The organism is Streptomyces sp. NPDC021225 (genome assembly GCF_044332865.1).
In the GTDB taxonomy this organism is placed as follows: domain Bacteria; phylum Actinomycetota; class Actinomycetes; order Streptomycetales; family Streptomycetaceae; genus Streptomyces.
The window spans coordinates 600659-622015 of record NZ_JBIRPV010000002.1 but is presented as its reverse complement, the minus strand read 5'-3'; the positions used below and the strand labels follow the sequence as shown (position 1 = coordinate 622015).

Below are 21357 nucleotides of genomic sequence, written 5' to 3'. Positions count from 1 at the left end.
CGCCGGCCGTCAGATGCGGCACGCCGCCTCCATCCAGATGTCGGCCAGCGACTCCTCCAGACCGATCCTGGAGCGCCAGCCGAGCCGGTCGCGCGCGGTGCGCACATCCGCCTGCTGCCAGCTGCCGCAGCCGTCCGGGTACGGATACGCGCCGCCCACGTGCTCGACCCCGGGCCCGGCCGGGCCCGCCGCCGCGGGGATGTGGTGCAGCGGCCCGCGCCCGGGCGGGCCGTCGATCTCGTGCAGGGTGCCGCCGTAGCCCGCCACCCGGGCGAGCACGGCGGCCGCGTCGCGCAGCCGGACGGCCCGCCCGGTGCCGATGTTGACGACCCCCTGCGCGGCCGAGAGCGAGGCCGCGTGCACCGCCCGCGCCACGTCCCGTACGTCCACGAAGTCCCGCTGCACCCCGAGGCCGCTCAGCTTCAGCTCGCCGTCCCCGGCCTGCATGGCGCGGCGCATCGCCTCGGCCAGCCGGCCCAGCGGCGAGCCGGCCGGGGTGCCGGGCCCGACCGGAGAGAAGACGCGCAGCACCACCGCGTCCAGGCCGGACCCCAGCACCAGCTCGGTCGCGGCCAGCTTGCTCACCCCGTACGGGCCACCGGGGCGCGGAACCGCGTCCTCGGCCGTCGACGAGCCCGGCTGGGACGGCCCGTACTCGGCGGAACAGCCGAGCTGGACCAGGCGGGCGCCGCAGCCGCTGCGACGCAGCGACTCGCAGATCGTGGCGACGGCCACGGTGTTGTGCCGGGTCAGCTCGCGCGCCCCGCCGCGGGTCGCGCCCGCGCAGTTGATCACCACTCCGGGGTGGACGGCGTTGAGGAAGCGGGTCAGCGCGCCGGGGCTCCCGGTGGACAGGTCGAACCGCACATCCGCGTCGTCGCCGCGGCCGAGCGCGGTGAGCTGGACGGCGGGGTCGGCGAGCAGGTGTTCGGCGACATAGCGGCCGAGATATCCCCCGGAGCCGAGCAGCAGAACTCTCATCGGCCACGCTCCCGGGGCTGTGGGTCGGTCATGTCGTCGCGCATGTCATGTGCTCCTTGTGGTGGTGGGGCGGAGGGGGGCGGCGAGTTCGGAAACGTCGGAGGCGGCGGCGTACGGGGAGTGGGCCGAGGCGCGGGAGAGCGCGGCGAACGCGTACGCCAGCAGCGCGAGGGCGGTGGCGCCGCAGATCGCGGCCGGGATGGCGGCGGGTGCGCAGGCGGCCGAGGCCCACGCCACCGCCTCGGCGAACCGCCCGCCGCCCGGCAGCCGGCCGGCCGCGGCACCGGCCAGCACCGCCGCCTCGGCCGCACAGGCCACGGCGGTGCCGGCGGCCGCGGCCCCGCGGAAGCCGTGGACGGCGAGCAGCCGGGCGACGAACAGCAGGACGCACACGGTCACCACGGCGCTGTCGGACGCGGCCGCCGCGTCCGCCGCCGGGACGGCCCCGGGCGGGCGGCCGGGCAGCGGCAGCGCGAGCCGGACCGCGAACACCAGGGGCGGCAGGGCGCAGAGGAACAGCGCCACCGTGCCCGCGAGCAAGGGCCGCGCCCCCGCCGCGAACTCCTCGAGCCCACGGCTGGCCGCCAGCCTCCGGCGTGCCCGCCGCGCGAACCAGCGCGCGCACCACGCGGCGGGCGCGACGGCGAGGGCGAGGACGACAACCGCCTCTGCGGCGAGGGGCCGGTCGGCGGGCGCGGCGCCATACGGCCGCCACACACCGGTACGCACCCCGGCCAGCAGCCAGTCGCCGCAGAGGGCGTACGCGACGAGCCAGCCGGCGCGGAGCAGCCCGGCCGGCCGCCCGGCGAACCCGCCGCCCCGCGCCTTCAGCGGCCCGCGCGCCAGGCACAGCCACAGCGCGGCCCCCGCCAGCACCGCCCCACCCGCCCCGGCGGCCACCCGCGCCCCCGGCGCCGCGTCCTGCGCCCTGGCGAGCCAGACGACGACCGCCGCGCCCAGCACACCGGGCACCAGGTGCAGCGCGCCCAGGGCGTATCCGCCGCAGGCCCGCCCGCGCGGCGGCGCGGCCGCCGGGCCGCCTGGGGCGCCTGGGACGCCTGGGACGTCGTCCTCGCGGTCTTCGCGGGGGACGCGCGCGTACAGCTCCTCGGCGAGCGAGAAGACGTCACGGTGGCGGAAGCGGGCGGCGGTGCGGTCCGTCACGCCGTGGGCCTCCAGACCGGCGGCGATCTCCAGCGGGTCGACGGCGTACGCGCACAGCTCGTGGTGACGGTGTATCAACGCCCGCACCGGATCCGCCGACCCCCGGCCGACGGGCGCGGCATCCCCGGAAAGATGGGGGGCCGCTTCGGCAGCGGCGTCCGACGGCCGCGGGACGTCCCCCGGGGCGGCGGGGCCCGGCCGGGTCATGGGCGCGCCTCCCCCGGCAGGGGGGCGCACGGGCCCACGCCCAGGGGTTCGGGTCCGGGTCCGGTGTCGCTGCCGGGCCGTGCGGCGGCCCAGCTGGGGATGTGGTCGTCGGGCGCGGGGCCGGGGCGGCGGATGGCCGCCCAGCGGCCGGGGATATGGGCCTCGGCCGGGCGGGCGAAGGGCACGGGCTCGCCGTCCGGGCCGAACTCCTCGCGGCGCACCGGGCAGTGCGACATCAGCTCCAGATAGATGCCGCGGAACGCCGCCACGTTCTGCTCGGCGGTGAAGAGCTCAAGCGCACGGGCGCGCGCCGCGGCGCCCAGGCGCTCCCGGCGGGCGGGGTCGGCGAGAAGCTCCAGGCAGGCGTCGCCGAGCGCCCGCGGATTGCGCGGCGGCACCACCAGGCCGGTGCCGCCGATGACCTCGCACACCGCGCCGACGTCGGTCGACGCCGTGGCGCGCCCGCAGAACATGGCCTCCACCAGCCCGACCGGGAAGCCCTCGACGACGCTGGACAGCACCACGACGCTGCCCGCCGCGTAGGCGTCCGCCGCGGTCGGCAGCTCCGGGTCGCCGAGGCGCTCGAAGGAGACGGGGTTGTCGCCGACCGTGTGGGCGTCCGCGGCCTCGTCGGGGAAGAGGTGGGCGGCGAGGGCGCGGCAGTGGGCCGGGTAGCCCCCGACGGTGGGGGCGGCGGGCCCGGTCTCGACGAGGCGCAGCCGCGCCCGGGGCACCGCCCGCCGCACCTGGGCGAAGGCGTGCAGCAGCGCCACGACGTCCTTGGCGGGTTCGAGCCGGCCCAGCCACACCAGCGTCCAGCCGTCGTCGGCCCGCGCCCCGGCGCCCCCGCTCCGGCCCCCGCCTGATTCCGTGCCCGCGCCGCGCTCGCCGACCTCGGCGAAGCGGTCGGCGTCCATGCCCGGGTAGACGGTGCGCAGCCGCTCCGGGGCGGCGCCGCAGCGCTCCTGCCAGCGGCGCGCATGGGCGTTGCCGGGGGTGATCAGCGCGGCGCGGGCGTACGCCTCGGCGGCCAGCCGGCCCTGGAACGAGGCGAGCAGCGTCCGCACCGGCCCGGAGAGGGCCGCGCCTCGGGGCGCGGCGGGACGGGCCGCGGTCGCCAGGTAGTACTCGCGCAGCCGGACGCCGTACTCGGTGATCAGGAGGGGGGTGCCGAAGAAGCGCCGGGCCAGCAGCCCCGGGAGCGCGGCCGGGCCCGCCGAGGCGGCGTGGCACAGATCCACCCCGGACAGGCCCGGGTCCGCCCCGGCCCCGGCCGGGGCGGACCCGTCGCCGTACCAGTCGAGCGACAGCGGGCGCAGCGCGCGCTCCAGCGCTCCGGCCACGGTCAGCAGGTCGGCGACCCGCACCCGGTGCGCGCCCTGGAGCGCACCGGGGGTGTGGCAGGCCCGCTCCAGGGCGCGCACGGCCGTCTCGGAGCGGAGCGCGGCGGGCAGCCCGCCGCGCTCCCGGGCCAGCTCGGCGAGCCCGTACAGGCCGCTGGCGAAACGGTCCGCCTGGCCTGTGGCGGCCCCGGGGACGCCGGGACCGTCGGGGGCGTCGGGACCGCCCGTACTGCCGGGCCCGCCCGGCGCGCTGATGGCCGCCGCCAGCTCCCCGAAGCACTCGGCGAACCGCCGCCGTTCGCGCCGCCCGTAGGACCCCCCGTCCCGGCGCTCCCCCCACAGCGGCGCCGTACGGACCCGCCGCACCGAGTCGGGCAGCTCCATGAAGCCCCCCGCCGCCTGGCGGGCGCCGCGGCTGAGCGCGTAGACCTCGAACTCGTGCTGGGCGAGCCCCCGCACCAGCCGGTCGCACCACAGCCGCGCCTCACCGCTCGCGTACGGATATCCACCCTCCGTGAGCAGTCCCACGCGCATGAGCGCACCCCCGATCTCCCATGTCGGCAAGCCGTCGCGCCGCCGTCCGGCAGCGGGAGCACGTTATGCGGGAGGGGTGGTGGTGCGGCGGACGGTTGTCCGTCGCACCACCGGAAGGGGTGAACGCCCGTGACCTTCCATGACGTCAGGCGTTGTCGAATGCCGCTCGGCGCCGGTACGTCAGCCGGGGGCGGGGCCGGGCCGGGTTCGCCGGCCCGCCGCTATCGGTTCGCGGTGCCGCCGCCCGAGGCGGCGGCGGGGTACGGCCAGGCGTTCGGCCGACAGGTGACCCCGTCCGTCGACAGGAACTTGGTCTGCTGCATCATCACCGGCGCCAGCGCGCCCTGCCGGGTGCATGCCTCGTGGTTGTGGCCGAGCCGGTGGCCCACCTCGTGGTTGATGAGCATCTGCCGGTAGGCGTGCATCTTGTCGTCGCCGAAGGTCTTCGCGCCCTGCGCCCACCGATAGGCGTTGATCATGACGCGCTCGGTGGAGGCGGAGTCACAGGAGACGTTGTCCTGGGTGGTGTCAAGGCCGGATTTCAGACACCAATCCGCGGTGGTGCCGGGGCTCGCCAGCGTGATCACGAAGTCGGCCCGGCCCGAGGAGACCCGGTCGAAGGAGCGCATCCCGGCGTGTGCCCAACTGCGGTCGTCGTTGAGCGTCTTGTGCACGGCCTTCGCGAACAGCTCGCCGTCCAGCGGCAGGCCCTTCTCCACGTCCACGCGATAGCGCCACACCCGGCCCCGGCCGGTCCCCTTGTCCTGCCCGGAGACCGTGGTGAACGCCCCGGACCCGCTCAGCTTCGGGTCCAGCGGGAACTGCCGCGCCATCAGCGCGTCGTACGAGGTGGCCTTCGGGCTCGGGGTGGCGGTGGAGGGCGCCGCCCGCCCGGCCCGCCCGTCGTCGCGGTCGCCCGCGGCGTCGGTGCGCTCCGCGCCGCCCTGGGCCCGTGCGGTGTTGCCGCCGTCCTGCGGCCCGTTGGCCACCTGCCCGGCGACCACGACCGCCAGCACGGTCGTCACGGCCGCGGCGGCGACGCCGGTGAACGTCCGCCCCTTGCCGCCCTTGCCGCCCACGTCCTGAGGCTCGTCCTCCGCGCCGTCGTCGGCATCGGCCTCGGCGCCGCTGCCGACATCGGTGCGGCGCGGTCTCCGCTCCGCTCCCGGGGCGCCCGCCGCGAACACGTCCTCGCCGTCGCAGTCGAGGGCGTCGGCCGTGTCGAACGCATCCACGTACTCCTTGCGCGGGCCGGGCATCAGGCCGCCCGCCGCCGCGCCCGCCGGCGGGCCCGCGGTCCGCGCCCCGAAGGACGCCCGCGCCCCGCCCGGCACACCACCGGGACCGCCGCCGCGCCGCACCGGACCGCCGGGGCCCATCTGGCCGCCGGGGCCCATCTGGCCGCCGGGCCCGCTCGGCGCGCCCAGGGCGCCCCAGCCGCCGCCCGGCTCGCGGTGCTCCGGGTGCCCGCCCCTGGCCCGCGGCACCGCGGGCCCCTGCGGACGCATCCGCGGCACGCCCTGCGGCGGGGTCACCCCGGGGTCCGCGCCGGTCCCCGGCGCCACCCGCCGTCTGCGGCCGGTGCCCGGAGCCGCGCCGGAGGCCGTGTACTCCACGAAGCCGGGACCGGAGCCGGGGCCGCGCCCGCCGCCGGGGGCCGAGCCTGGGCCCGCCTGCCCGGACGGGCGGTCGCGGCCCTCCTGGCTGCCACGTGCGCTGTGTTTACCCACGCGCCGCACCGCTCCCGTCCGCGCCCGGCACCGGGGCGGCGGGCTCCCCCGGGTCGCCCCGGCGGCCGCCGTCCTCCCAGCCCTCCAGGCCTTCTCTGACTTCTCTGGGTTCTCTGCCTGTCACATCGTCGAGCAGCTCGCGGATCCCCCGCGCCACTGCCTCGGGACACTCCATCATCGCCACGTGCCCCGCGTCCACCAGCGTCAACAGCCGCGAGTCGCGGAAGGCCGCGCCGGCCCGCCCCGCCATCCGGTAGGACACCAGCTGATCGCGCATGCCGTAGACCAGCAGCGTCGGCGCCAGCACCCGCTCGGCCTGGCGCCACATCGAGTGCTGGCCGCCGAGGGTGTACGAATCGACGAGTCCGCGCGCAGAACGGGACAGCGCGTCCCAGAAGTACGGGAGGGCGAGCCGCCGCTCGAACTCCTCCACCGCCATCGCGAAGTGCTCCGGGCTGACCCGCGACGGGTTGCCGTAGGTGAGCGCCATGACCTCGCGGGTGCGCCGCTCCGCGTCCCAGTCCTTGGTCAGCCGGGTGAACAGCCGGGTGACGCCGGGGATCGCGAGCAGGCCGGTGGGGACCGCGGTGCGCTGCGGGCGCAGCTCGGGCAGCGCGGGCGAGACGAGGGTGAGGGTGCGCACCAGGTCCGGCCGCAGCGCGGCGACACGGGTGGTGACCGCGCCGCCCAGCGAATTGCCGATCAGATGGACGGGCCCGCGCCCGCTCGCGTCGAGATAGCGGACCACGGCGCGGGCGTGGCCGGCTATGGAGTAGTCGCCGTCGTCCGGCGGCGGGGAGTCGCCGAAGCCGGGCAGGTCCAGGGCTTCCCCGTCCACCAGGTCGGCGAGCGGCTCCATCAGGAGCGACCAGTTCATCGAGGAGCCGCCGAGCCCGTGCACATACAGCGCCGGCGGCAGGCCGTCCCGCACCGGCGGACGGGACCGTACGGTGAGAGTGAGGCCGGGGAGGCGCGCGGTGCGCAGCTTCTCCCCCGCTCCGAGACGAACGGGCCGGGCGGGCGGGACCGCGGAAACAGTGCGGGCATCCGGCTGCTCGGTCGAAGACATGCGGCAATGTTACGAGACGATCACGTACGGAGCTCTGTGTTCGGCCTCACAGGCCGCGTAGCGTCCGAAAGTGAGCTCTCCTAGGCTCGTAATACACAGGGACGATCACCCGGGCCGGAAAGCGGGCGGGACAGACGCCCGGATCCGGGGACCCGAGGAACGCAGGAACGCAGGAACGCCCCAGGAGAACGCGCCCCAGGGAAGGGGAGAGATGTCCGTCGACCCCAGCGACCCCGAGACCTTCGAGGAAACCGACGTCACCGAATCCGCTGTGGAGGACGTCGAGGCGCCGGAAGTGGACGCCGCGGAGCAGCGCCACGATCTCCTTCCGCACCGGGACGAGCCTCTGCCCCGGATCACCGACAGACTGGTGGAGGCGAACGAGGCGGACCGGGTGGAGCAGACCCGGGTCGTCGAGGTGAACGAGGACGACTATCAATGACCTGCGCCATTTGTCAGCTTTTCATGGAGTCCGGTCCGTGAAATTCTCCGTACGGACCGCGCGCCGCCCTGTTACCCAAAAGTACGATGGCGGCGCGGTGGACACCGTGTACGGAACACTCATTTGGGAGGCGGCGTGACAGCCATCGAGCAGACCGAGGCGCGCCCGCGTGGCACGCGCCTGCCGCGCCGAGCCCGACGGAATCAGCTCCTGGGGGCCGCCCAGGAGGTCTTTGTCGCACAGGGCTATCACGCGGCGGCCATGGACGACATCGCCGAGCGCGCCGGGGTCAGCAAGCCCGTGCTCTACCAGCACTTCCCCGGCAAGCTCGACCTCTATCTGGCCCTGCTGGACCAGCACTGCGAGGCGCTGCTCCAGGCGGTGCGCACCGCGCTGGCGTCGACGACCGAGAACAAGCAGCGGGTCGCCGCCACCATGGACGCCTACTTCGCGTATGTCGAGAACGAGGGCGGCGCCTTCCGCCTCGTCTTCGAGTCCGATCTGACCAACGAGCCGGCCGTGCGCGAGCGCGTGGACCGGGTCGCGCTCCAGTGCGCCGAGGCGATCAGCGAGGTGATCGCCGAGGACACCGGGCTGTCGCAGGACGAGTCGATGCTGCTGGCGGTCGGCCTCGGCGGGGTCTCGCAGGTGGTCGCGCGCTACTGGCTCTCCAGCGAGAGCTCCGTCCCGCGCGACACGGCGGTGCAGCTGCTCACCTCGCTGGCCTGGCGGGGCATCGCGGGCTTCCCTCTGCACGGGACCGAAGGCGGCCACTGAACGGCACGGCCCCGCCGCGTATTCCCCGCGGACGGCGGTGCGTGTTCGCTGCGGGCGTGCGCCCGGGCGGCCCGCTCGGTCTCCGCACCGGGCTAATGTGTGCTGCGTACGGCGCGGCTGGCCGCGCACCCAACTGACCGTCGGAGGGACAAAGCCGTGGAGGTCAAGATCGGCGTGCTGCACGCGCCCCGCGAGATCGTCTTGGAGAGCGGGCAGACCGCCGAGGAGGTCGAGCGCGCGGTGGCCGAGGCGCTCGCCGGCAAGGCGCAGCTGCTGACCCTGGTGGACGACCACGGCCGCAAGGTCCTGGTCCCGTCCGACCGGCTGGCGTACGTCGAGATCGGCGAGCCGACCGCCCGCAAGGTCGGCTTCAGCGCGCTCTGAGCGTCCGAGCGTCCGCGCCAACAGCGGCGGGGCCCGGTGGGGAAACCTCACCGGGCCCCGCCGCTTTCCGTACGGAAGGCCACCTTCGGGTGCGGCTCGGGCCGACAGGGGTTGCCTACCCCCGGCCGGGGGTAGGACGGCCTCGACCAGGGCACGGACCGATGTGACCCCGGGCCCCGGTCCCGATCCCCGCCCACGGGAAGGACGCACCATGATCTTGGAAGCGCTCGCCTCCGTACTGATCGGTCTCGCCATCGCTTACGGGGCGGGCCGATGGCAGCCCCGGAGGTTCCATTCCAGGCGTCTGCTGCTGTCCACCGGCCCCGGCGCCGCACTGCTCGGCGCCCTGCTCGCCCACGCCGTGCTGGGCGCGGGCCACACGGCGACGGTGCTGATCGTCGCGCTCGGCTTCGCGGTGGCGCTGCTGTCGCTGCTGGTCCGCCCGGCGAGCGGGCTGCGCCGCTCCGCCCCGGCCTGAGACCCGGCCGCGCATCCACCGGCCTGTCCATCCCACCTGAGCGGCGGCCCGCACCCCCCTGGGGCACGGGCCGCCGCTGCCGTTCCGTCCGCCGACTCAGGAAGCCAGGCCCAGCGCGGCCATCCGCTTGGTGTGCGCCTCGGTGATCCGGGAGAACATCCGGCCGACCTCCGCCAGGTCGAAGCCGTCCGCCACCCCGCCGACCAGCATGGTGGACAGCGCGTCCCGCTCCGCGACCACGCGCTGCGCCTGCGACAGCGCCTCGCCCATCAGCCGCCGCGCCCACAGCGCCAGCCGCCCGCCGACCCGCGGGTCCGCCTCGATGGCCGCCCGCACCTTCTCCACCGCGAACGTGGCGTGGCCGGTGTCGTCGAGCACGCTCAGCACCAGCCCGCGGGTGTCCGAGTCCAGCCGGGCCGCCACCTCGCGGTAGAAGTCGCTGGCGATCGAGTCGCCGACGTACGCCTTGACCAGGCCCTCCAGCCAGTCCGACGGCGCGGTCTGGCGGTGGAAGCCGTCCAGCGCCGCCGCGAAGGGCTCCATGGCCGCCGTCGGCTGCTCGCCCACCTCCGCCAGCCGGTCCCTGAGCTGCTGGAAGTGGTGGAACTCGGCGGACGCCATCTTCGCCAGCTCCGCCTTGTCCTCCAGCGTCGGCGCCAGCTTGGCGTCCTCGGCCAGGCGCTCGAAGGCGGCCAGCTCGCCGTAGGCGAGGGCGCCGAGCAGATCCACGACGGCGGCCCGGTACTGCGGGTCGGCGGCCGCCCGATCCCAGTCCTGGGCGGCGATCCCGGTGGGCTCCTCGCCGGTGTGTCCCTCTGCGGTCTCCCCGGCGGCGGGGGCGTTATCCGGTGTGTCAGACGTCTCCATGGAGCGCACAATAGCCCGCTGAGCGCCCCTGGGAAGGCCCTGGTCAGCCACGGCCGACCACAGGGCGGAACCGGCATCCCGGTCACAGATGCGCGCTCTCGGGGTACAGTGCTATTGGCGCCCGCCGAGTATCGGCGGGTCGTTCCACGAATACGGATGCCCGGTCGGTGGCCCGATCGGCTCCAAACCGACCGCCCTCCGCGCGGCGCGCATGGAATCGTGCGCACGGCAGGAGGGACCCGCTCGCGGTATGAGCGCTCGAGCGAGGGCAGTGGTCCCGCGCCGGACCGGCCACCCCAAGGCCGGTTGTACTCGGGGCGCCGTGCGACCCCCTTCGCCGCCTCACGCCGCGTCTCACAGAAGAGGCAAGCATCCTGACCACTTTCCGAGAACTCGGGATCCTCCCCGAGACGGCCGAGGCCCTCGAGGCCGTCGGCATCACGTCCCCGTTCCCCATCCAAGAGATGACGCTCCCGGTGGCCCTCTCGGGCTCCGATGTCATCGGCCAGGCCAAGACCGGCACCGGCAAGACGCTGGGCTTCGGCCTCCCGCTGCTGGAGCGCGTCACCGTCCCCGCGGACGTCGAGGCGGGCCGGGCCGCGCCCGAGCTGCTGACCGACGCCCCGCAGGCGCTCGTGGTCGTCCCCACCCGCGAGCTCTGCCAGCAGGTCACCAACGACCTGCTCACCGCCGGCAAGGTGCGCGCCGTGCGCGTCCTGTCGATCTACGGCGGCCGGGCCTACGAACCGCAGGTCGAGGCCCTGAAGAAGGGCGTCGACGTGGTGGTCGGCACCCCCGGCCGGCTGCTCGACCTGGCCGGCCAGAAGAAGCTGCGGCTCTCCGCCGTGAAGTCCCTCGTCCTCGACGAGGCCGATGAGATGCTCGACCTGGGCTTCCTGCCCGACGTCGAGAAGATCATCCAGATGCTGCCGGCCAAGCGCCAGACGATGCTCTTCTCGGCGACCATGCCGGGCCAGGTCATCTCGCTGGCCCGGCGGTACATGTCGCAGCCCACCCACATCCGCGCCACCGCGCCGGACGACGAGGGCGCGACCGTCGCCAACATCACGCAGCATGTCTTCCGCGCCCACTCCCTGGACAAGCCCGAGGTCGTGGCGCGTGTGCTCCAGGCCGAGGGCCGCGGCCTCGTCATGATCTTCTGCCGTACGAAGCGGACCGCCGCCGACATCGCCGACCAGCTGGCCCGCCGCGGCTTCGCCTCCGGCGCGGTCCACGGCGACCTCGGCCAGGGGGCGCGCGAGCAGGCGCTGCGCGCCTTCCGCAACGGCAAGGTCGATGTGCTGGTGGCCACCGACGTCGCCGCGCGCGGCATCGACGTCGAGGGCGTCACGCATGTGATCAATTACCAGTCCCCCGAGGACGAGAAGACATATCTGCACCGCATCGGCCGCACCGGCCGCGCGGGCGCCTCGGGCACCGCCATCACCCTCGTCGACTGGGACGACATCCCGCGCTGGCAGCTGATCAACAAGGCGCTGGACCTGCCCTTCAACGAGCCGGAGGAGACCTACTCCACCTCCGAGCACCTGTTTGAGCTGCTGAACATCCCGGAGGGCACCACCGGTGTCCTGCCGCGCGCCGAGCGCACCCGGGCGGGCCTGGACGCCGAGGAGATCGAAGACCTCGGCGAGACCGGCGCCCGCGGACCCCGGGGCGGCCGCGGTGGCCGCCGCTCGGCGGCGCCCGTCGAGGAGCGCCCCGCCCGCACCCGCACGCCGCGCCAGCGGCGCCGGCTGCGCGGCGGCGTCGCGGTCGACGGGACGACGGGCGAGACGGGCGAGACGGCCGTGGACACCGCGGCGGTCGAGTCCCCCGCCGACGCCGAGACCGCGCCGGCCGAGCCGAGGCAGCCGCGCCGCCGTCGCCGTACCCGCGCCGGGGTCACCGGCAAGGCGGCCGAGACGGCCGAGGCAGCCGTGGCCACGGCCGAGGGCCCGGCCACGGCCGTCGCCGACACCGCTCCGGCCCAGCCGGGCGCGGAGGCGGCCGCCGAGCCCGCCGAGGCCCCCGCCAAGCCGCGCCGTCGCCGCACCCGCTCCACCACGGCCGCCAAGGCCGCGGAAGCGGCAGCGGCGGCCCCGTCCGCCGAGGCCGAGGCGTCCCCGGCAGCTGCCGAGGAAGGCGAGCCCCAGCCGGCCCGCCGCCGTCGCCGCACCCGCGGCGCGGCCTCCAAGGCCGCCGAGGCCACAGAGGCCACAGAGGCCACAGAGGCGAGCTGACGGCACCCGCTCAACCGCCGAAGGGCCCGGTCCGCTCCCCGCGGACCGGGCCCTTCGGTGTCCCCGTCCAGGCCCTCGAGCGGCCCGCGGCACGGGGTACTCGTCACGGTGGGTTGGCCGGGATTTTCCGTGTACGCGCTAGCCTCGGCGCATGAGCAGGCCGCCGTTCCTCACGCTGCCCAGGTGCGCCCGCGCGTACCGCCTTCGCACCGCGCGCGGCGAGTTCGCCGTACACGAAGCGCGCCCCGAGGGGGCGCCGCGCGGCACGGTGCTGCTGGTGCCCGGGTTCACCGGCAGCAAGGAGGACTTCATCGCGCTGCTGGAGCCGCTGGCCCGCGCCGGGTTCCGGGCGGTCGCGCTGGACGGGCGGGGGCAGCACGAGAGCGAGGGGCCGCGGGACGAGGCGGCGTACGCGCAGCCGGAGCTGGCCCGGGACGTACTGGCGCAGGCGGCCGCGCTGGACTCCGCCGCTGCCGGGAACCCCGCGCCGCCGCATGTGCTCGGGCATTCGCTGGGCGGGCTGATCGTACGGGCCGCCGTGCTGCTGGACCCGGGCGCCTTCGCCTCGCTGACGCTGATGTCCTCGGGCCCGGCCGCCATCTCCGAGCCGCAGCAGGCCCGCACCAAGCTGCTGATCGACGCGCTGTCCGTGACCGACATGGAGAGCGTCTGGCGGGCGATGCGCGAGCTGGACCCGCAGGAGGCGCCCGAGGAGACGACGCCGCCCGGCATCGAGGAGTTTCTGCATCAGCGCTGGCTCGGCACCGTGCCCGAGCAGCTGATGGCCACCGGGCGGCAGCTGAACCGGGAGCCGGACCGGGTCGCGGAGCTGGCCGCGGTGGCGCTGCCCAAGCATGTGCTGTCGGGGGTGGTGGACGACGCCTGGCCGGTGTCGCTGATGGACGGGATGGCCGAGCGGCTGGCCGCCCGCCGCACCGTGATCCAGGGCGCGGGGCACTCCCCCAACGCCGAGCGGCCGCGTCCCACCGCCGAGGCACTGATCGACTTCTGGTGCGGCGTCGCACCCCGCCAGGGCTGACCCTCGGCGCCGGGCCTTCAGTACCGGGTTCAGTACTGGGCCTGTAGGTGCTCCCAGAAGCCGTCCCGCAGCGCCCGGCGCAGATCGGCGTGCGTACGCAGCGACAGCCGCAGCAGCGCCTCCGCGTCGATCAGCAGCTCCTGGTCGACCGAGCCCGGCAGATAGGGGTGGCCGGGCAGCAGCTCGGCGAGTGACTCCCGGCCGCGCGAGGACAGCCATCGCGCGGCGATCTGCGCCCCGACGAAGCGCACATCGTCGCGGCTGGGGGCGGGACCGCCCGGGACCGGGTCGCCGCCGCCGTACGGCTCGAAGCCCATGGGGCGGCGGGTGACGTACGGCTTGCAGAAGTCGAGGTCGAAGGTGCGCTGGCTGTCGACCTCCCACAGCAGCGGCTCGGCCTGGTTGCGCCCCTCGACGGCCTCGATGCCCCACAGGTGCACCCGCGCGCCGTACCCCTGCGCCGCCTCGACCGCGGAGACCAGGTCCTCGTCCCCGCCGATCAGCGCCGCGTCGCCGATGGCGCGGTGCCGGGCGAGGGACTCCAGGTCGGTGCGGATAAGCGAGTCGACGCCCTTCTGCTGGTTGTTGGCGTTGAGGTTGCCGAGCCGGACCTTGACGTCGGGCAGCTCGGCGATGCCCTGCTGCTCGGAGGTGTGGATACGGCGCCGGGCGCCGTCGTACCAGTAGACGCGCAGGAGTCTGCTGTCCGGGAAGATCGTGCGGGCCTTGTCGATGAACGCCTCGATGAGCCCCTCGGCGTCGAGCTCGAAGGCTCTGCGGTCCTCGGTCCCGGCGACCAGTCGGCCGGCTGCCGCGTAGACGTAGCCGGCGTCCACGAATATCGCGTGGGTGGAGGGTGTGGTCGCGACCTCGGCGAGCACACGCTGCAACAGCTCGTTGGTGCGCTCGATGCCCGAGACGATCGAGGCGAGGTCTGGTTGGCCCGCAGGCGTGACGTCACTCATACGCGCTTCATTGTCCGGGCCAGCGCGCTAGGGACACAACCGGACCTGGTACGAGACGGTAATTAGGCTCCCGAAAATTTTCTTTAGCGTAGGGAATGTTTTCCGTAGACCCTCTGTTGGACCGTACAGACGCTCGCGGCAGTGACGCCGCCGGCGTCCGTTCATCATCACAGTTCTCCTCAGGAGGATCAGACGAAGGGAGAAGCCATGCGCTTCGAGATCATGCGCCTTGACGACGTCGACGGCACCGCCGTGGACAGCACCGTTGTAGACGCCGCCTCCGTCAACCGGATCGTGCAGCAGGCCGCCGCAATCGGTCAGCGCATCTACATCCGTCCCGCCGAAAGCTCAGCCCGGTAACGCCCCGCATGTAGTACGCAGCTAGTACGCAGCTTCCGGCGCCCCTGTGCCTCGTCGCACGGGGGCGCTTGTGCGTCCGGGCGTCCCCGGTGCCGGGCTCAGCCCGCCGTGCCCGGCACCGGGGACGCCCCGGTCGCCCGGCGGGCGATCTCTCCGTAGATCTCCGGATCCGTCGTGTACTCACCGAGACGACAGGTCTTACGGCTGCCGTGGTAGTCGCTGGAGCCCGTGGTGAGCAGTCCGAGGTCGGCGGCGAGGCCGCGCAGCCGCGCGCGCGTGGGCTCGTCGTGGTCCATGTGGTCCACCTCGATGCCGTCGAGACCCGCGGCGGCGAGCTCGGCGATCGCGCTCTCGGGCACGCACTGCCCGCGCTTGAGGGCCAGCGGATGCGCGAAGACGGTCACCCCGCCGGCCGCCTTGACCAGCCGGATCGCGTCGAACGGGTCGAGCTCGTGCTTCTCGACGTAGGCCCGGCCGCCATTGGCGAGCCACTGCGGCGTAAACGCGTCCGAGACGCTTTCGACGACACCCAGGTCGACCATCGCGGTGGCCACATGCGGCCGCCCCACGGCCCCGTCACCGGCGATCCGCGCCACCTGCTCCCAGGTGATCGGCACGCCCAGCTCGCGCAGCTTGTCGACCATCCCGCGGGCGCGCGGCACCCGGTCGTCGCGGACGAGCTCGCGCTCGCGCGCCAGCTCCGGCTCGGCCGGGTCGAAGAGATACGCCAGCATGTGCAGGCTCACGCCCGCCGCGCCGTCCTCCGAAGCGCCCGAACCGCCGCCGCCGGACGGCGGGAGCACCAGCCGGCACGACAGCTCGGCGCCGGTCACCAGGGTCAGCCCCGCAGGCAGCGCCCGCTTCGCCGCCTCGTATCCGCCGACCGTGTCGTGGTCGGTGAGCGCGACGACGTCCAGCCCGGCCGCGGCGGCATGGCGCACCAGCTCGGCGGGGGTGTCGGTGCCGTCGGACGCAGTGGAGTGGGTGTGCAGATCGATGCGCACGACGCGGACTCCCGGCTACGGCGGTGGAACGGAGCGGACGCTCCAGGGTAACCGGCCGCGACCGGGATGATCAGCCCAGGATCCGCGGCGAGAGCGCCCCGCACGGCACCAGGTCCACCTCGGCCCCGGCGTCCCGCAGATCGGTGAGCACCATCTCGTCGTACATCATCAGACCGGTCTGCTCGGGCCAGAGGATCGCCCACAGCCACAGCCCGCACGCCTCGCCCGCGAACACCGCGCGGTCGTCCGGCGTGCCCTCGACCAGCCACAGCGGGGTGGGCCGCCCCGCGGCCAACACCTTGACCTGCGGCGCGCGGTCGACCCGCATGCCCGGCCCCGGATCGGGGCCGCGGATCCCGGCGTAGCGCGCCCCGAGCCCCACCCCCAGCTCCTCCGCGACCAGCAGCAGCTCCCCGGGCCCGCCCAGCGGGCCGGGTCCTGAGCAGGCGACGGCGGTGGCCCGGCCGCCGCTGCGGTCGTCGCCCGCGCACGCGACACCGGTGAACAGCCAGCCCACGGGCAGCGGCCACGGCATCCACACGGGCACCCGGGCACGGTTGGTCACCACCACGAGTGCTTCGACGCTCGGCGGGACGACCGGCTGGAGGGGGTGCACCGTGCCGTGCACCCCGCACTGCCAGGAGTCGGCGAAAAGACCGGGCGCCCGCACCCGGCCACCGCACTTCGGGCAACTGGGTTCGCCCCTCATAGGGCACCACGGTCCTCCCCGGAAACCGCCACGTCAAGGACGATCACCCGTCCGGATACGACGCGTGGACACGCCCGGATCGACCGGGGCCCGGCCGAGGACCTACGGCCGCGTCCCTCAGCTCGCCAGCGGCACCGCGGAGCGGGCCGGGTCCCGCAGATCCGTGCCGTGCCTGAGCCAGCGGTCCTGGAGCGCCCCCGCCCCGTGCACCCGCTTCCAGGCCGCCTCGTTCCCGGTCATGGGCAGCAGCGGCAGAAACCGGACCGGGTCCCTCGGCAGGTCCAGCTCCACGTCCTCGACCAGCCCGCCGGGTTCGGCCACGAGTACGGAGCTGAAGGGCGCCCCCGGCCACAGCGGCCCGCCCAGGTCGAGCGAGGCGCCCGGCGTCACCACCACCCCCTCGACCTGAGGGGAGGCGGCGAGGACCGCCAGCGGGCGGAGCACCTCGTCGAGCACGGACAGCCCGGGGCCGGCGTCCTCGCCGATCCGCACCGTCAGCACCAGCTCGGCGCGCGGGCCGCGCAGCGGGTTGCGCGCCGAGCTGGTGGGGTCGGCCATCGGCCGGTCGGACATGCCGAGCGTGGCGTAGCGGACGACGTCCCCGTCCCGGAAGCGGAGCACCTCGATGCGGTCCGTACCGACGAAGGTCACGGCCGCGCGGGCGTCGGGCTCGCCCAGCGCCGTACGCAACCGGGCCTCGACCAGCTCAAGAACGTCTGACATGCGGCGAGCATAGATCGCGTATCGAACAGGCAAAGCGACGGCTGAACGCTTCAGGCGGCTGATAGCCTTGACGCCTGCCCAGGGAGTTACACGTCATCCCTCAAGGGGGACCGGCTGGAGGAGGTGGGGCTGCGGTGGATCCGAGTCGACCGTGCAGTACCGACAGTTCTCCCGTCCTCTTCCCCTCGGTATGCGTCTGTTCGTGATCTGAAACCTTCCGTACCCCACCGCCTCGCGGTGAAACACGTGAAGTGATTTCGCATCCAGGGCACGTGACGGTAGAGCGCCTTCGTAACGCTTTGCCCCTTTCTTTATCGCGCCTCCGCGATTTTCCGCGAACTTCCGTCAGCGCCATCGCACGGAGCGCCGCCCGCTTTGCGGACGTACGGCCACCGGAGCCCGTACGTCCACCTTCCGGGCCGCGCTGCGCCGCGCGCCCGCCGCTGACGGCCCGCTTGTGAAGGAGCCCGTCATGTCGATGATCCGCGACCTGCGCGCAGCCGTCCGCCCCGCCCTGCGCCGCCCCCGCGCCACCAGCAACTACGACACCACCCGCGACCCGTCCGTCTCCAGCGCGGTGATCGACTGCGCCGTCTACCGCGAGGGGCGGCGGGTCAGCGACCACTGCTCCCCGGCCGAGGCCATGAAGCGGGTGCGCGCCGAGGGCGGCTTCGCCTGGATCGGGCTGCACGAGCCCACCGAGCGCGAGTTCGCCGGCATCGCGCAGGAGTTCGGGCTGCACCCGCTGGCCGTGGAGGACGCGGTCCAGGCACACCAGCGGCCGAAGCTGGAGCGGTACGACGACTCCCTGTTCACCGTCTTCAAGACCATCCACTACGTCGAGCACGCGGAGCTCACCGCCACCAGCGAGGTCGTCGAGACCGGCGAGGTGATGTGCTTCACCGGCCGGAACTTCATCGTGACCGTCCGGCACGGCGGCCAGGGCTCGCTGCGCGCGCTGCGCCACCGCCTCCAGGAGGACCCCGAGCTGCTCGCCAAGGGCCCCTCGGCGGTGCTGCACGCGATCGCCGACCAGGTCGTGGACGGCTACCTCGCGGTCGCCGACGCGGTCCAGGACGACATCGACGAGGTCGAGATCGACGTCTTCTCGGCGGCCAGCTCCCGGCGGGGCGGCGACGCGGGGCGGATCTACCAGCTCAAGCGCGAGGTGCTGGAGTTCAAGCGGGCCGTCTCGCCGCTGCTGCGGCCGATGCAGCTGCTCAGCGAGCGGCCGATGCGGGTGGTGGACCCGGACATCCAGAAGTACTTCCGGGACGTCGCGGACCACCTGGCCCGGGTCAACGAGCAGGTGCTGGCCTTCGACGACCTGCTCAACTCGATCCTCCAGGCGAACCTGGCGCAGGCCACGGTCGCCCAGAACGAGGACATGCGCAAGATCACCTCCTGGGCGGCGATCTTCGCCGTGCCCACGATGATCGCCGGGATCTACGGCATGAACTTCGACTACATGCCGGAGCTGCGCTGGAAGTTCGGCTACCCGGCGGTGCTCGTCGTCACGGTCGCGATCTGTGTCACGATCCACCGCGGCTTCAAGCGCAACGGCTGGCTCTGATCTGTTCGCGGCCCGGCAGCCCGGCCCTCAGCCCGGCTTCCTGCGGTCGGCCAGGATCACCAGCGCGAGGCCGATCAGGATCACCGCGAGCGCCGGGTAGGCGACCGCCTCGGGCGTCTGGCCCAGCCAGAGGGCGGCGATCAGCGCCGCGCCCGGCGTCTCGAGCAGCAGCGCGGTCGAGGTGATGGACGGCCCCAGGCCCTTGACGACGCGGTTGATGAGCGAGTGGCCCAGCAGCTGGGCGGTGACCGTCAGCACGGCCAGCTTCAGCCACGTCGCGCCGCTGTAGCCGCCCAGGGCCGTGCCGGAGGCCAGGCAGGTGAGCAGCAGGAGCACGCTGGTGGTGCCGTAACAGACATAGGTGTACGCCGTGGTGCTCACCGTCCGCCGCACCTCCGCGCCGAGCACCACATACCCCGCGCCCGCGATGCCGCCCACCAGCGCGAGGGCGTCGCCCGCGAGCGCGCGGGGGGACAGCGCCAGGTCGACCCCGGTCAGCAGCAGCACGCCGAGCATGGCGACCGCCATGCCCGCCCAGGCCAGGGCGGGCGGGCGCTGCCCGCGCAGCCGCAGCAGCAGCGCGGTCCAGATCGGGGTCGTGGTGACCAGCGCGGTCGACGAGGCGACGGAGGTCATGTGCAGGCTGGGCAGCCACGTCCCGAAGTGCAGCGCCAGCAGCGCCCCCGCCCCGGCGGACAGCAGCACCCCGCCGCGCCCCATCCCGCGCAGCTCCCGGCGATGGCGCAGCGCCGCGAAGGGAGTGAGCACGCCGACGGCCATGGCGTTGCGCCAGAACGCGACGGCGAGGGCCGGGGCCGCCGTCGCGGCGACCAGGGGCGCCGAGGACGAGACCGAGACGACGGCGAGCGCCAGCAGCGCCACATCGAGGGGGGCGGCTCGGTGAGGGACGGGCTCGGCGGCCGACCCGGCACCGGTGGCGGCACCGGTGCTGCTGGAACTGGCGCTGGACACCGCCTCAGGGTAAGGGGCATAGGTCCGCTTCGAAACTGTCCGCCCACGTGCTGGGACGGCCGTCCGTCCGGCGGTCGCCGGGGGTGGCCATAGGCTGTCCGCATGACGCAGACCCCCATGGACCGCGCCCTCATCGAGGAGGCGGCCAAGAAGTCCGCCCTCATCTGGGTCCGGGGCGCGGACGGCGCCCGGGACACCGAGCGCGCGCTGTGGCACGTGTGGCACGAGGGCGCGGTGTGTCTGGTCGGGGACGGCCCCGGGGAGCAGCCCCTGAGCGGCCTCGGCCTGGTGGACGGGGGCGCCGCCACCGTCACCGTGCGCAGCAAGGACAAGGGCGGACGGCTCGTCGCCTGGCCCGCCCGGGTGGCCGAGCTGGCGCCCGGCGGCGAGGCGTGGACGGCCGCCGTCGAAGAGCTCAAGGGCAAGCGGCTGAACGCGCCGGACGCCGAGCGGATCGCCGAGCGCTGGGCCCGTGAGTGCCGGGTGCTGCGCCTGGAACCGGCGCCGGGCCCGCTCGCGGAGCCGCCGTCCGGCTCCCTGGCCGCGACGCCGCCCCCGAGTCCGGCCATCACCCGCCGCCCGATGCCCGCCGCGCTCCCCAAACTCCTGACCCGCCGCCCCCGCACCCGCAAGCGCGCCTGAGCCCCCGTCGATTTCCGTCGCGCCCGGCTCCCCCGCCCGCAGCCCCGACCCCGCCGCACGAAACTCCAGCCCACGGCCCTCCAGCACGCCGGTCCAGCACGCGGGGCGCCAACACGCGCAGGGCCCGCCTCGCGGGCCCCTGCCCCCGGGGTCTGGGGCGGAGCCCAAGGGGCGGGTAGGGGAAAGGGCCGGCCGCAGGCGCCGACGCCCGCCAGGACAGCGCCGAGCCAGCCCGCCGCAGGCGCTACGTGCCGCTCGGAATCTGCTGTCCGTAGTCCACGACATCGCCCTTCTCAGGCGCGGCCAGCGTGAAGTCCTTGTCCCAGTCGGCGAGCCGGATGACCCCCGCGTCACCCGCCCGCTGAAGCCGCAGCGGATACGGCCGGCCCTCCAGGGAGACGTCGAGCATCCCGCCGCTCCCCTCCCCGCCGCGGATCCGGATGGTCCGTACGCCCCCGACCTTGCCCCGGTCGCCGGTGGAGATCTCGCCGTGCAGGGCGAGCAGCCCGTCGAGCAGCAGGCTCTTGTCCGTCAGCCCGCTGAGCCGTTTGTACGAGGGGTCGCCCACCGGCACCTTCACGTACTTGTCGTCGAGCTTGTCCGCCGCGGCCGCGTCGGCGTCGGTCGGCGCGCCGCCGTTGCCCTTGCCGCTCTCGTCCTCGTGTGACCAGAAGCCCGCGTCGGCCTTGAGGTAGAGCTCCTTGCCGACGCGCAGCAGCTCGAAGGTGCTGCCCTCGCTGGAGACCTGGCCGGTGCCGCCGTCCGCCTTGAGCCGCATGTCGACCTTGTAGGTGCGCCCCTTGGTGACGAGGTTGCCGGACAGGCGTACCGCCTCCGCGCCCACCGCGGCGTTGCGGGCCTTGCTCTCGATCTTGGCGGCGGGAAGTTTGCCCACGCCGTTGGTGCCCGCGTCGGGGTCCTCACCGCCGCCGTCGCCGCCGCATCCGGCGACCGTCGCGGCCAACGCCGCGCACATCGCCGCCACGAGAGCCGTGTTCCGGGTGCGCACGTCTGCTCTGCCTCCTGAAGCCGGTGCAGGGGCAGCGTACCGGTGCTGTCCAGAGGTGTCGGCACGGTGGAGCGGGAGGGGGTACCCCAGCGGTAGCCGGGGAGGTTGTCCGGCGGCAGGGCAGGGCAGGGCGCGCTAGCCTGAA

21 protein-coding genes are annotated in these 21357 nt (G+C 74.5%); 9 read left to right on the top strand and 12 right to left on the bottom strand.

The genetic code is table 11. The annotated features are described in order from the left end of the window. Window positions 1-9 precede the first annotated feature (9 nt). The 5 genes from ACH4S9_RS10960 to ACH4S9_RS10940 form a co-directional block, all read right to left on the bottom strand. Complete coding sequence (locus ACH4S9_RS10960) at window positions 10-981, bottom strand: NAD-dependent epimerase/dehydratase family protein (protein WP_311727667.1); 972 nt, start codon at window positions 979-981, stop codon at window positions 10-12. 45 nt (window positions 982-1026) lie between these two features. Continuing rightward, window positions 1027-2352, bottom strand: a complete 1326-nt coding sequence (locus ACH4S9_RS10955) for a hypothetical protein (RefSeq protein WP_398371182.1) — start codon at window positions 2350-2352, stop codon at window positions 1027-1029. Then, window positions 2349-4229 (bottom strand): DUF3492 domain-containing protein, encoded by a 1881-nt coding sequence (locus ACH4S9_RS10950; RefSeq protein ID WP_385349893.1) that lies wholly within the window; start codon window positions 4227-4229, stop codon window positions 2349-2351. Before ACH4S9_RS10950 ends, ACH4S9_RS10955 begins: the two co-directional genes overlap by 4 nt. A 221-nt stretch (window positions 4230-4450) precedes the next feature. Continuing rightward, a complete protein-coding gene (locus ACH4S9_RS10945; protein ID WP_398371180.1) occupies window positions 4451-5968 on the bottom strand; it encodes a DUF3152 domain-containing protein in 1518 nt (505 codons plus the stop codon). After that, window positions 5952-7028, bottom strand: a complete 1077-nt coding sequence (locus tag ACH4S9_RS10940; RefSeq protein WP_385349899.1) for an alpha/beta fold hydrolase — start codon at window positions 7026-7028, stop codon at window positions 5952-5954. Before ACH4S9_RS10940 ends, ACH4S9_RS10945 begins: the two co-directional genes overlap by 17 nt. A gap of 211 nt (window positions 7029-7239) precedes the next feature. Here ACH4S9_RS10940 and ACH4S9_RS10935 point away from each other — a divergent pair, with 211 nt between their 5' ends. The 4 genes from ACH4S9_RS10935 (at window position 7240) to ACH4S9_RS10920 (ending at window position 9109) form a co-directional block, all read left to right on the top strand. Then, a complete protein-coding gene (locus ACH4S9_RS10935; RefSeq protein ID WP_311727663.1) occupies window positions 7240-7470 on the top strand; it encodes a hypothetical protein in 231 nt (76 codons plus the stop codon). A 135-nt stretch (window positions 7471-7605) separates the two neighbouring features. Then, complete coding sequence (locus ACH4S9_RS10930; RefSeq protein ID WP_311727662.1) at window positions 7606-8247, top strand: TetR/AcrR family transcriptional regulator; 642 nt, start codon at window positions 7606-7608, stop codon at window positions 8245-8247. 156 nt (window positions 8248-8403) lie between these two features. Next, on the top strand, window positions 8404-8631 hold the full coding sequence (locus tag ACH4S9_RS10925) for a DUF3107 domain-containing protein (RefSeq protein ID WP_311727661.1): 228 nt from the start codon (window positions 8404-8406) through the stop codon (window positions 8629-8631). A gap of 211 nt (window positions 8632-8842) precedes the next feature. Further along, window positions 8843-9109, top strand: coding sequence for a hypothetical protein (locus ACH4S9_RS10920; protein ID WP_311727660.1), 267 nt, complete (start codon window positions 8843-8845; stop codon window positions 9107-9109). Between the two features lie 96 nt (window positions 9110-9205). Here ACH4S9_RS10920 and ACH4S9_RS10915 read toward each other — a convergent pair whose 3' ends face one another. Next, the gene (locus ACH4S9_RS10915; protein ID WP_311727659.1) at window positions 9206-9985 is read right to left on the bottom strand and encodes a ferritin-like fold-containing protein; all 780 of its coding nucleotides are present in this window, start codon (window positions 9983-9985) and stop codon (window positions 9206-9208) included. Between the two features lie 455 nt (window positions 9986-10440). On the opposite strand from ACH4S9_RS10915, the gene ACH4S9_RS10910 reads away from it, so the two are divergent. Next, window positions 10441-12216 (top strand): DEAD/DEAH box helicase, encoded by a 1776-nt coding sequence (locus ACH4S9_RS10910; RefSeq protein ID WP_385349905.1) that lies wholly within the window; start codon window positions 10441-10443, stop codon window positions 12214-12216. A 151-nt stretch (window positions 12217-12367) separates the two neighbouring features. Continuing rightward, entirely contained in the window at window positions 12368-13255 is an 888-nt protein-coding gene (locus ACH4S9_RS10905; RefSeq protein WP_398371176.1) for an alpha/beta fold hydrolase, read from the top strand. Between the two features lie 29 nt (window positions 13256-13284). Here the strand turns inward: ACH4S9_RS10905 and ACH4S9_RS10900 are convergent, their stop codons facing one another. Further along, the gene (locus ACH4S9_RS10900; protein ID WP_311727656.1) at window positions 13285-14220 is read right to left on the bottom strand and encodes an NYN domain-containing protein; all 936 of its coding nucleotides are present in this window, start codon (window positions 14218-14220) and stop codon (window positions 13285-13287) included. A gap of 207 nt (window positions 14221-14427) precedes the next feature. Between ACH4S9_RS10900 and ACH4S9_RS10895 the strand changes: the two genes are divergently transcribed. Then, complete coding sequence (locus tag ACH4S9_RS10895; RefSeq protein WP_014176661.1) at window positions 14428-14580, top strand: hypothetical protein; 153 nt, start codon at window positions 14428-14430, stop codon at window positions 14578-14580. A gap of 98 nt (window positions 14581-14678) precedes the next feature. Here ACH4S9_RS10895 and ACH4S9_RS10890 read toward each other — a convergent pair whose 3' ends face one another. From ACH4S9_RS10890 to ACH4S9_RS10880, 3 genes are all read right to left on the bottom strand, one after another. Beyond that, window positions 14679-15584, bottom strand: coding sequence for a PHP domain-containing protein (locus ACH4S9_RS10890; protein WP_398371173.1), 906 nt, complete (start codon window positions 15582-15584; stop codon window positions 14679-14681). A 70-nt stretch (window positions 15585-15654) separates the two neighbouring features. Next, entirely contained in the window at window positions 15655-16293 is a 639-nt protein-coding gene (locus tag ACH4S9_RS10885; protein ID WP_385349915.1) for a DUF6758 family protein, read from the bottom strand. A 117-nt stretch (window positions 16294-16410) separates the two neighbouring features. Further along, window positions 16411-17016, bottom strand: a complete 606-nt coding sequence (locus ACH4S9_RS10880) for a suppressor of fused domain protein (protein ID WP_385349918.1) — start codon at window positions 17014-17016, stop codon at window positions 16411-16413. Between the two features lie 472 nt (window positions 17017-17488). On the opposite strand from ACH4S9_RS10880, the gene corA reads away from it, so the two are divergent. Continuing rightward, window positions 17489-18589: a magnesium/cobalt transporter CorA gene (corA, locus tag ACH4S9_RS10875; protein WP_311727652.1), complete on the top strand. Its 1101-nt coding sequence runs from the start codon at window positions 17489-17491 to the stop codon at window positions 18587-18589. A gap of 27 nt (window positions 18590-18616) precedes the next feature. Here the strand turns inward: corA and ACH4S9_RS10870 are convergent, their stop codons facing one another. Next, window positions 18617-19561 carry a DMT family transporter gene (locus ACH4S9_RS10870; protein WP_398371170.1) on the bottom strand — a complete coding sequence of 315 codons (945 nt, stop codon included), beginning with the start codon at window positions 19559-19561 and terminating at the stop codon, window positions 18617-18619. A gap of 102 nt (window positions 19562-19663) precedes the next feature. Here ACH4S9_RS10870 and ACH4S9_RS10865 point away from each other — a divergent pair, with 102 nt between their 5' ends. Next, window positions 19664-20203 (top strand): hypothetical protein, encoded by a 540-nt coding sequence (locus tag ACH4S9_RS10865; RefSeq protein WP_398371168.1) that lies wholly within the window; start codon window positions 19664-19666, stop codon window positions 20201-20203. 244 nt (window positions 20204-20447) lie between these two features. Here the strand turns inward: ACH4S9_RS10865 and ACH4S9_RS10860 are convergent, their stop codons facing one another. Next, window positions 20448-21212 carry a hypothetical protein gene (locus ACH4S9_RS10860; RefSeq protein ID WP_311727650.1) on the bottom strand — a complete coding sequence of 255 codons (765 nt, stop codon included), beginning with the start codon at window positions 21210-21212 and terminating at the stop codon, window positions 20448-20450. Between the last annotated feature and the right edge of the window lie 145 nt (window positions 21213-21357).

Excerpts from the sequence above, each read along its gene's own strand:
- ACH4S9_RS10960 (WP_311727667.1), bottom strand. The coding sequence starts at position 981 with ATGAGAGTTCTGCTGCTCGGCTCCGGGGGATATCTCGGCCGCTATGTC.
- ACH4S9_RS10955 (WP_398371182.1), bottom strand. The coding sequence starts at position 2,352 with ATGACCCGGCCGGGCCCCGCCGCCCCGGGGGACGTCCCGCGGCCGTCG.
- ACH4S9_RS10950 (WP_385349893.1), bottom strand. The coding sequence starts at position 4,229 with ATGCGCGTGGGACTGCTCACGGAGGGTGGATATCCGTACGCGAGCGGT.
- ACH4S9_RS10940 (WP_385349899.1), bottom strand. The coding sequence starts at position 7,028 with ATGTCTTCGACCGAGCAGCCGGATGCCCGCACTGTTTCCGCGGTCCCG.
- ACH4S9_RS10935 (WP_311727663.1), top strand. The coding sequence starts at position 7,240 with ATGTCCGTCGACCCCAGCGACCCCGAGACCTTCGAGGAAACCGACGTC.
- ACH4S9_RS10920 (WP_311727660.1), top strand. The coding sequence starts at position 8,843 with ATGATCTTGGAAGCGCTCGCCTCCGTACTGATCGGTCTCGCCATCGCT.
- ACH4S9_RS10910 (WP_385349905.1), top strand. The coding sequence starts at position 10,441 with ATGACGCTCCCGGTGGCCCTCTCGGGCTCCGATGTCATCGGCCAGGCC.
- ACH4S9_RS10905 (WP_398371176.1), top strand. The coding sequence starts at position 12,368 with ATGAGCAGGCCGCCGTTCCTCACGCTGCCCAGGTGCGCCCGCGCGTAC.
- ACH4S9_RS10900 (WP_311727656.1), bottom strand. The coding sequence starts at position 14,220 with ATGAGTGACGTCACGCCTGCGGGCCAACCAGACCTCGCCTCGATCGTC.
- ACH4S9_RS10895 (WP_014176661.1), top strand. The coding sequence starts at position 14,428 with ATGCGCTTCGAGATCATGCGCCTTGACGACGTCGACGGCACCGCCGTG.
- ACH4S9_RS10885 (WP_385349915.1), bottom strand. The coding sequence starts at position 16,293 with ATGAGGGGCGAACCCAGTTGCCCGAAGTGCGGTGGCCGGGTGCGGGCG.
- ACH4S9_RS10880 (WP_385349918.1), bottom strand. The coding sequence starts at position 17,016 with ATGTCAGACGTTCTTGAGCTGGTCGAGGCCCGGTTGCGTACGGCGCTG.
- corA (WP_311727652.1), top strand. The coding sequence starts at position 17,489 with ATGTCGATGATCCGCGACCTGCGCGCAGCCGTCCGCCCCGCCCTGCGC.
- ACH4S9_RS10865 (WP_398371168.1), top strand. The coding sequence starts at position 19,664 with ATGACGCAGACCCCCATGGACCGCGCCCTCATCGAGGAGGCGGCCAAG.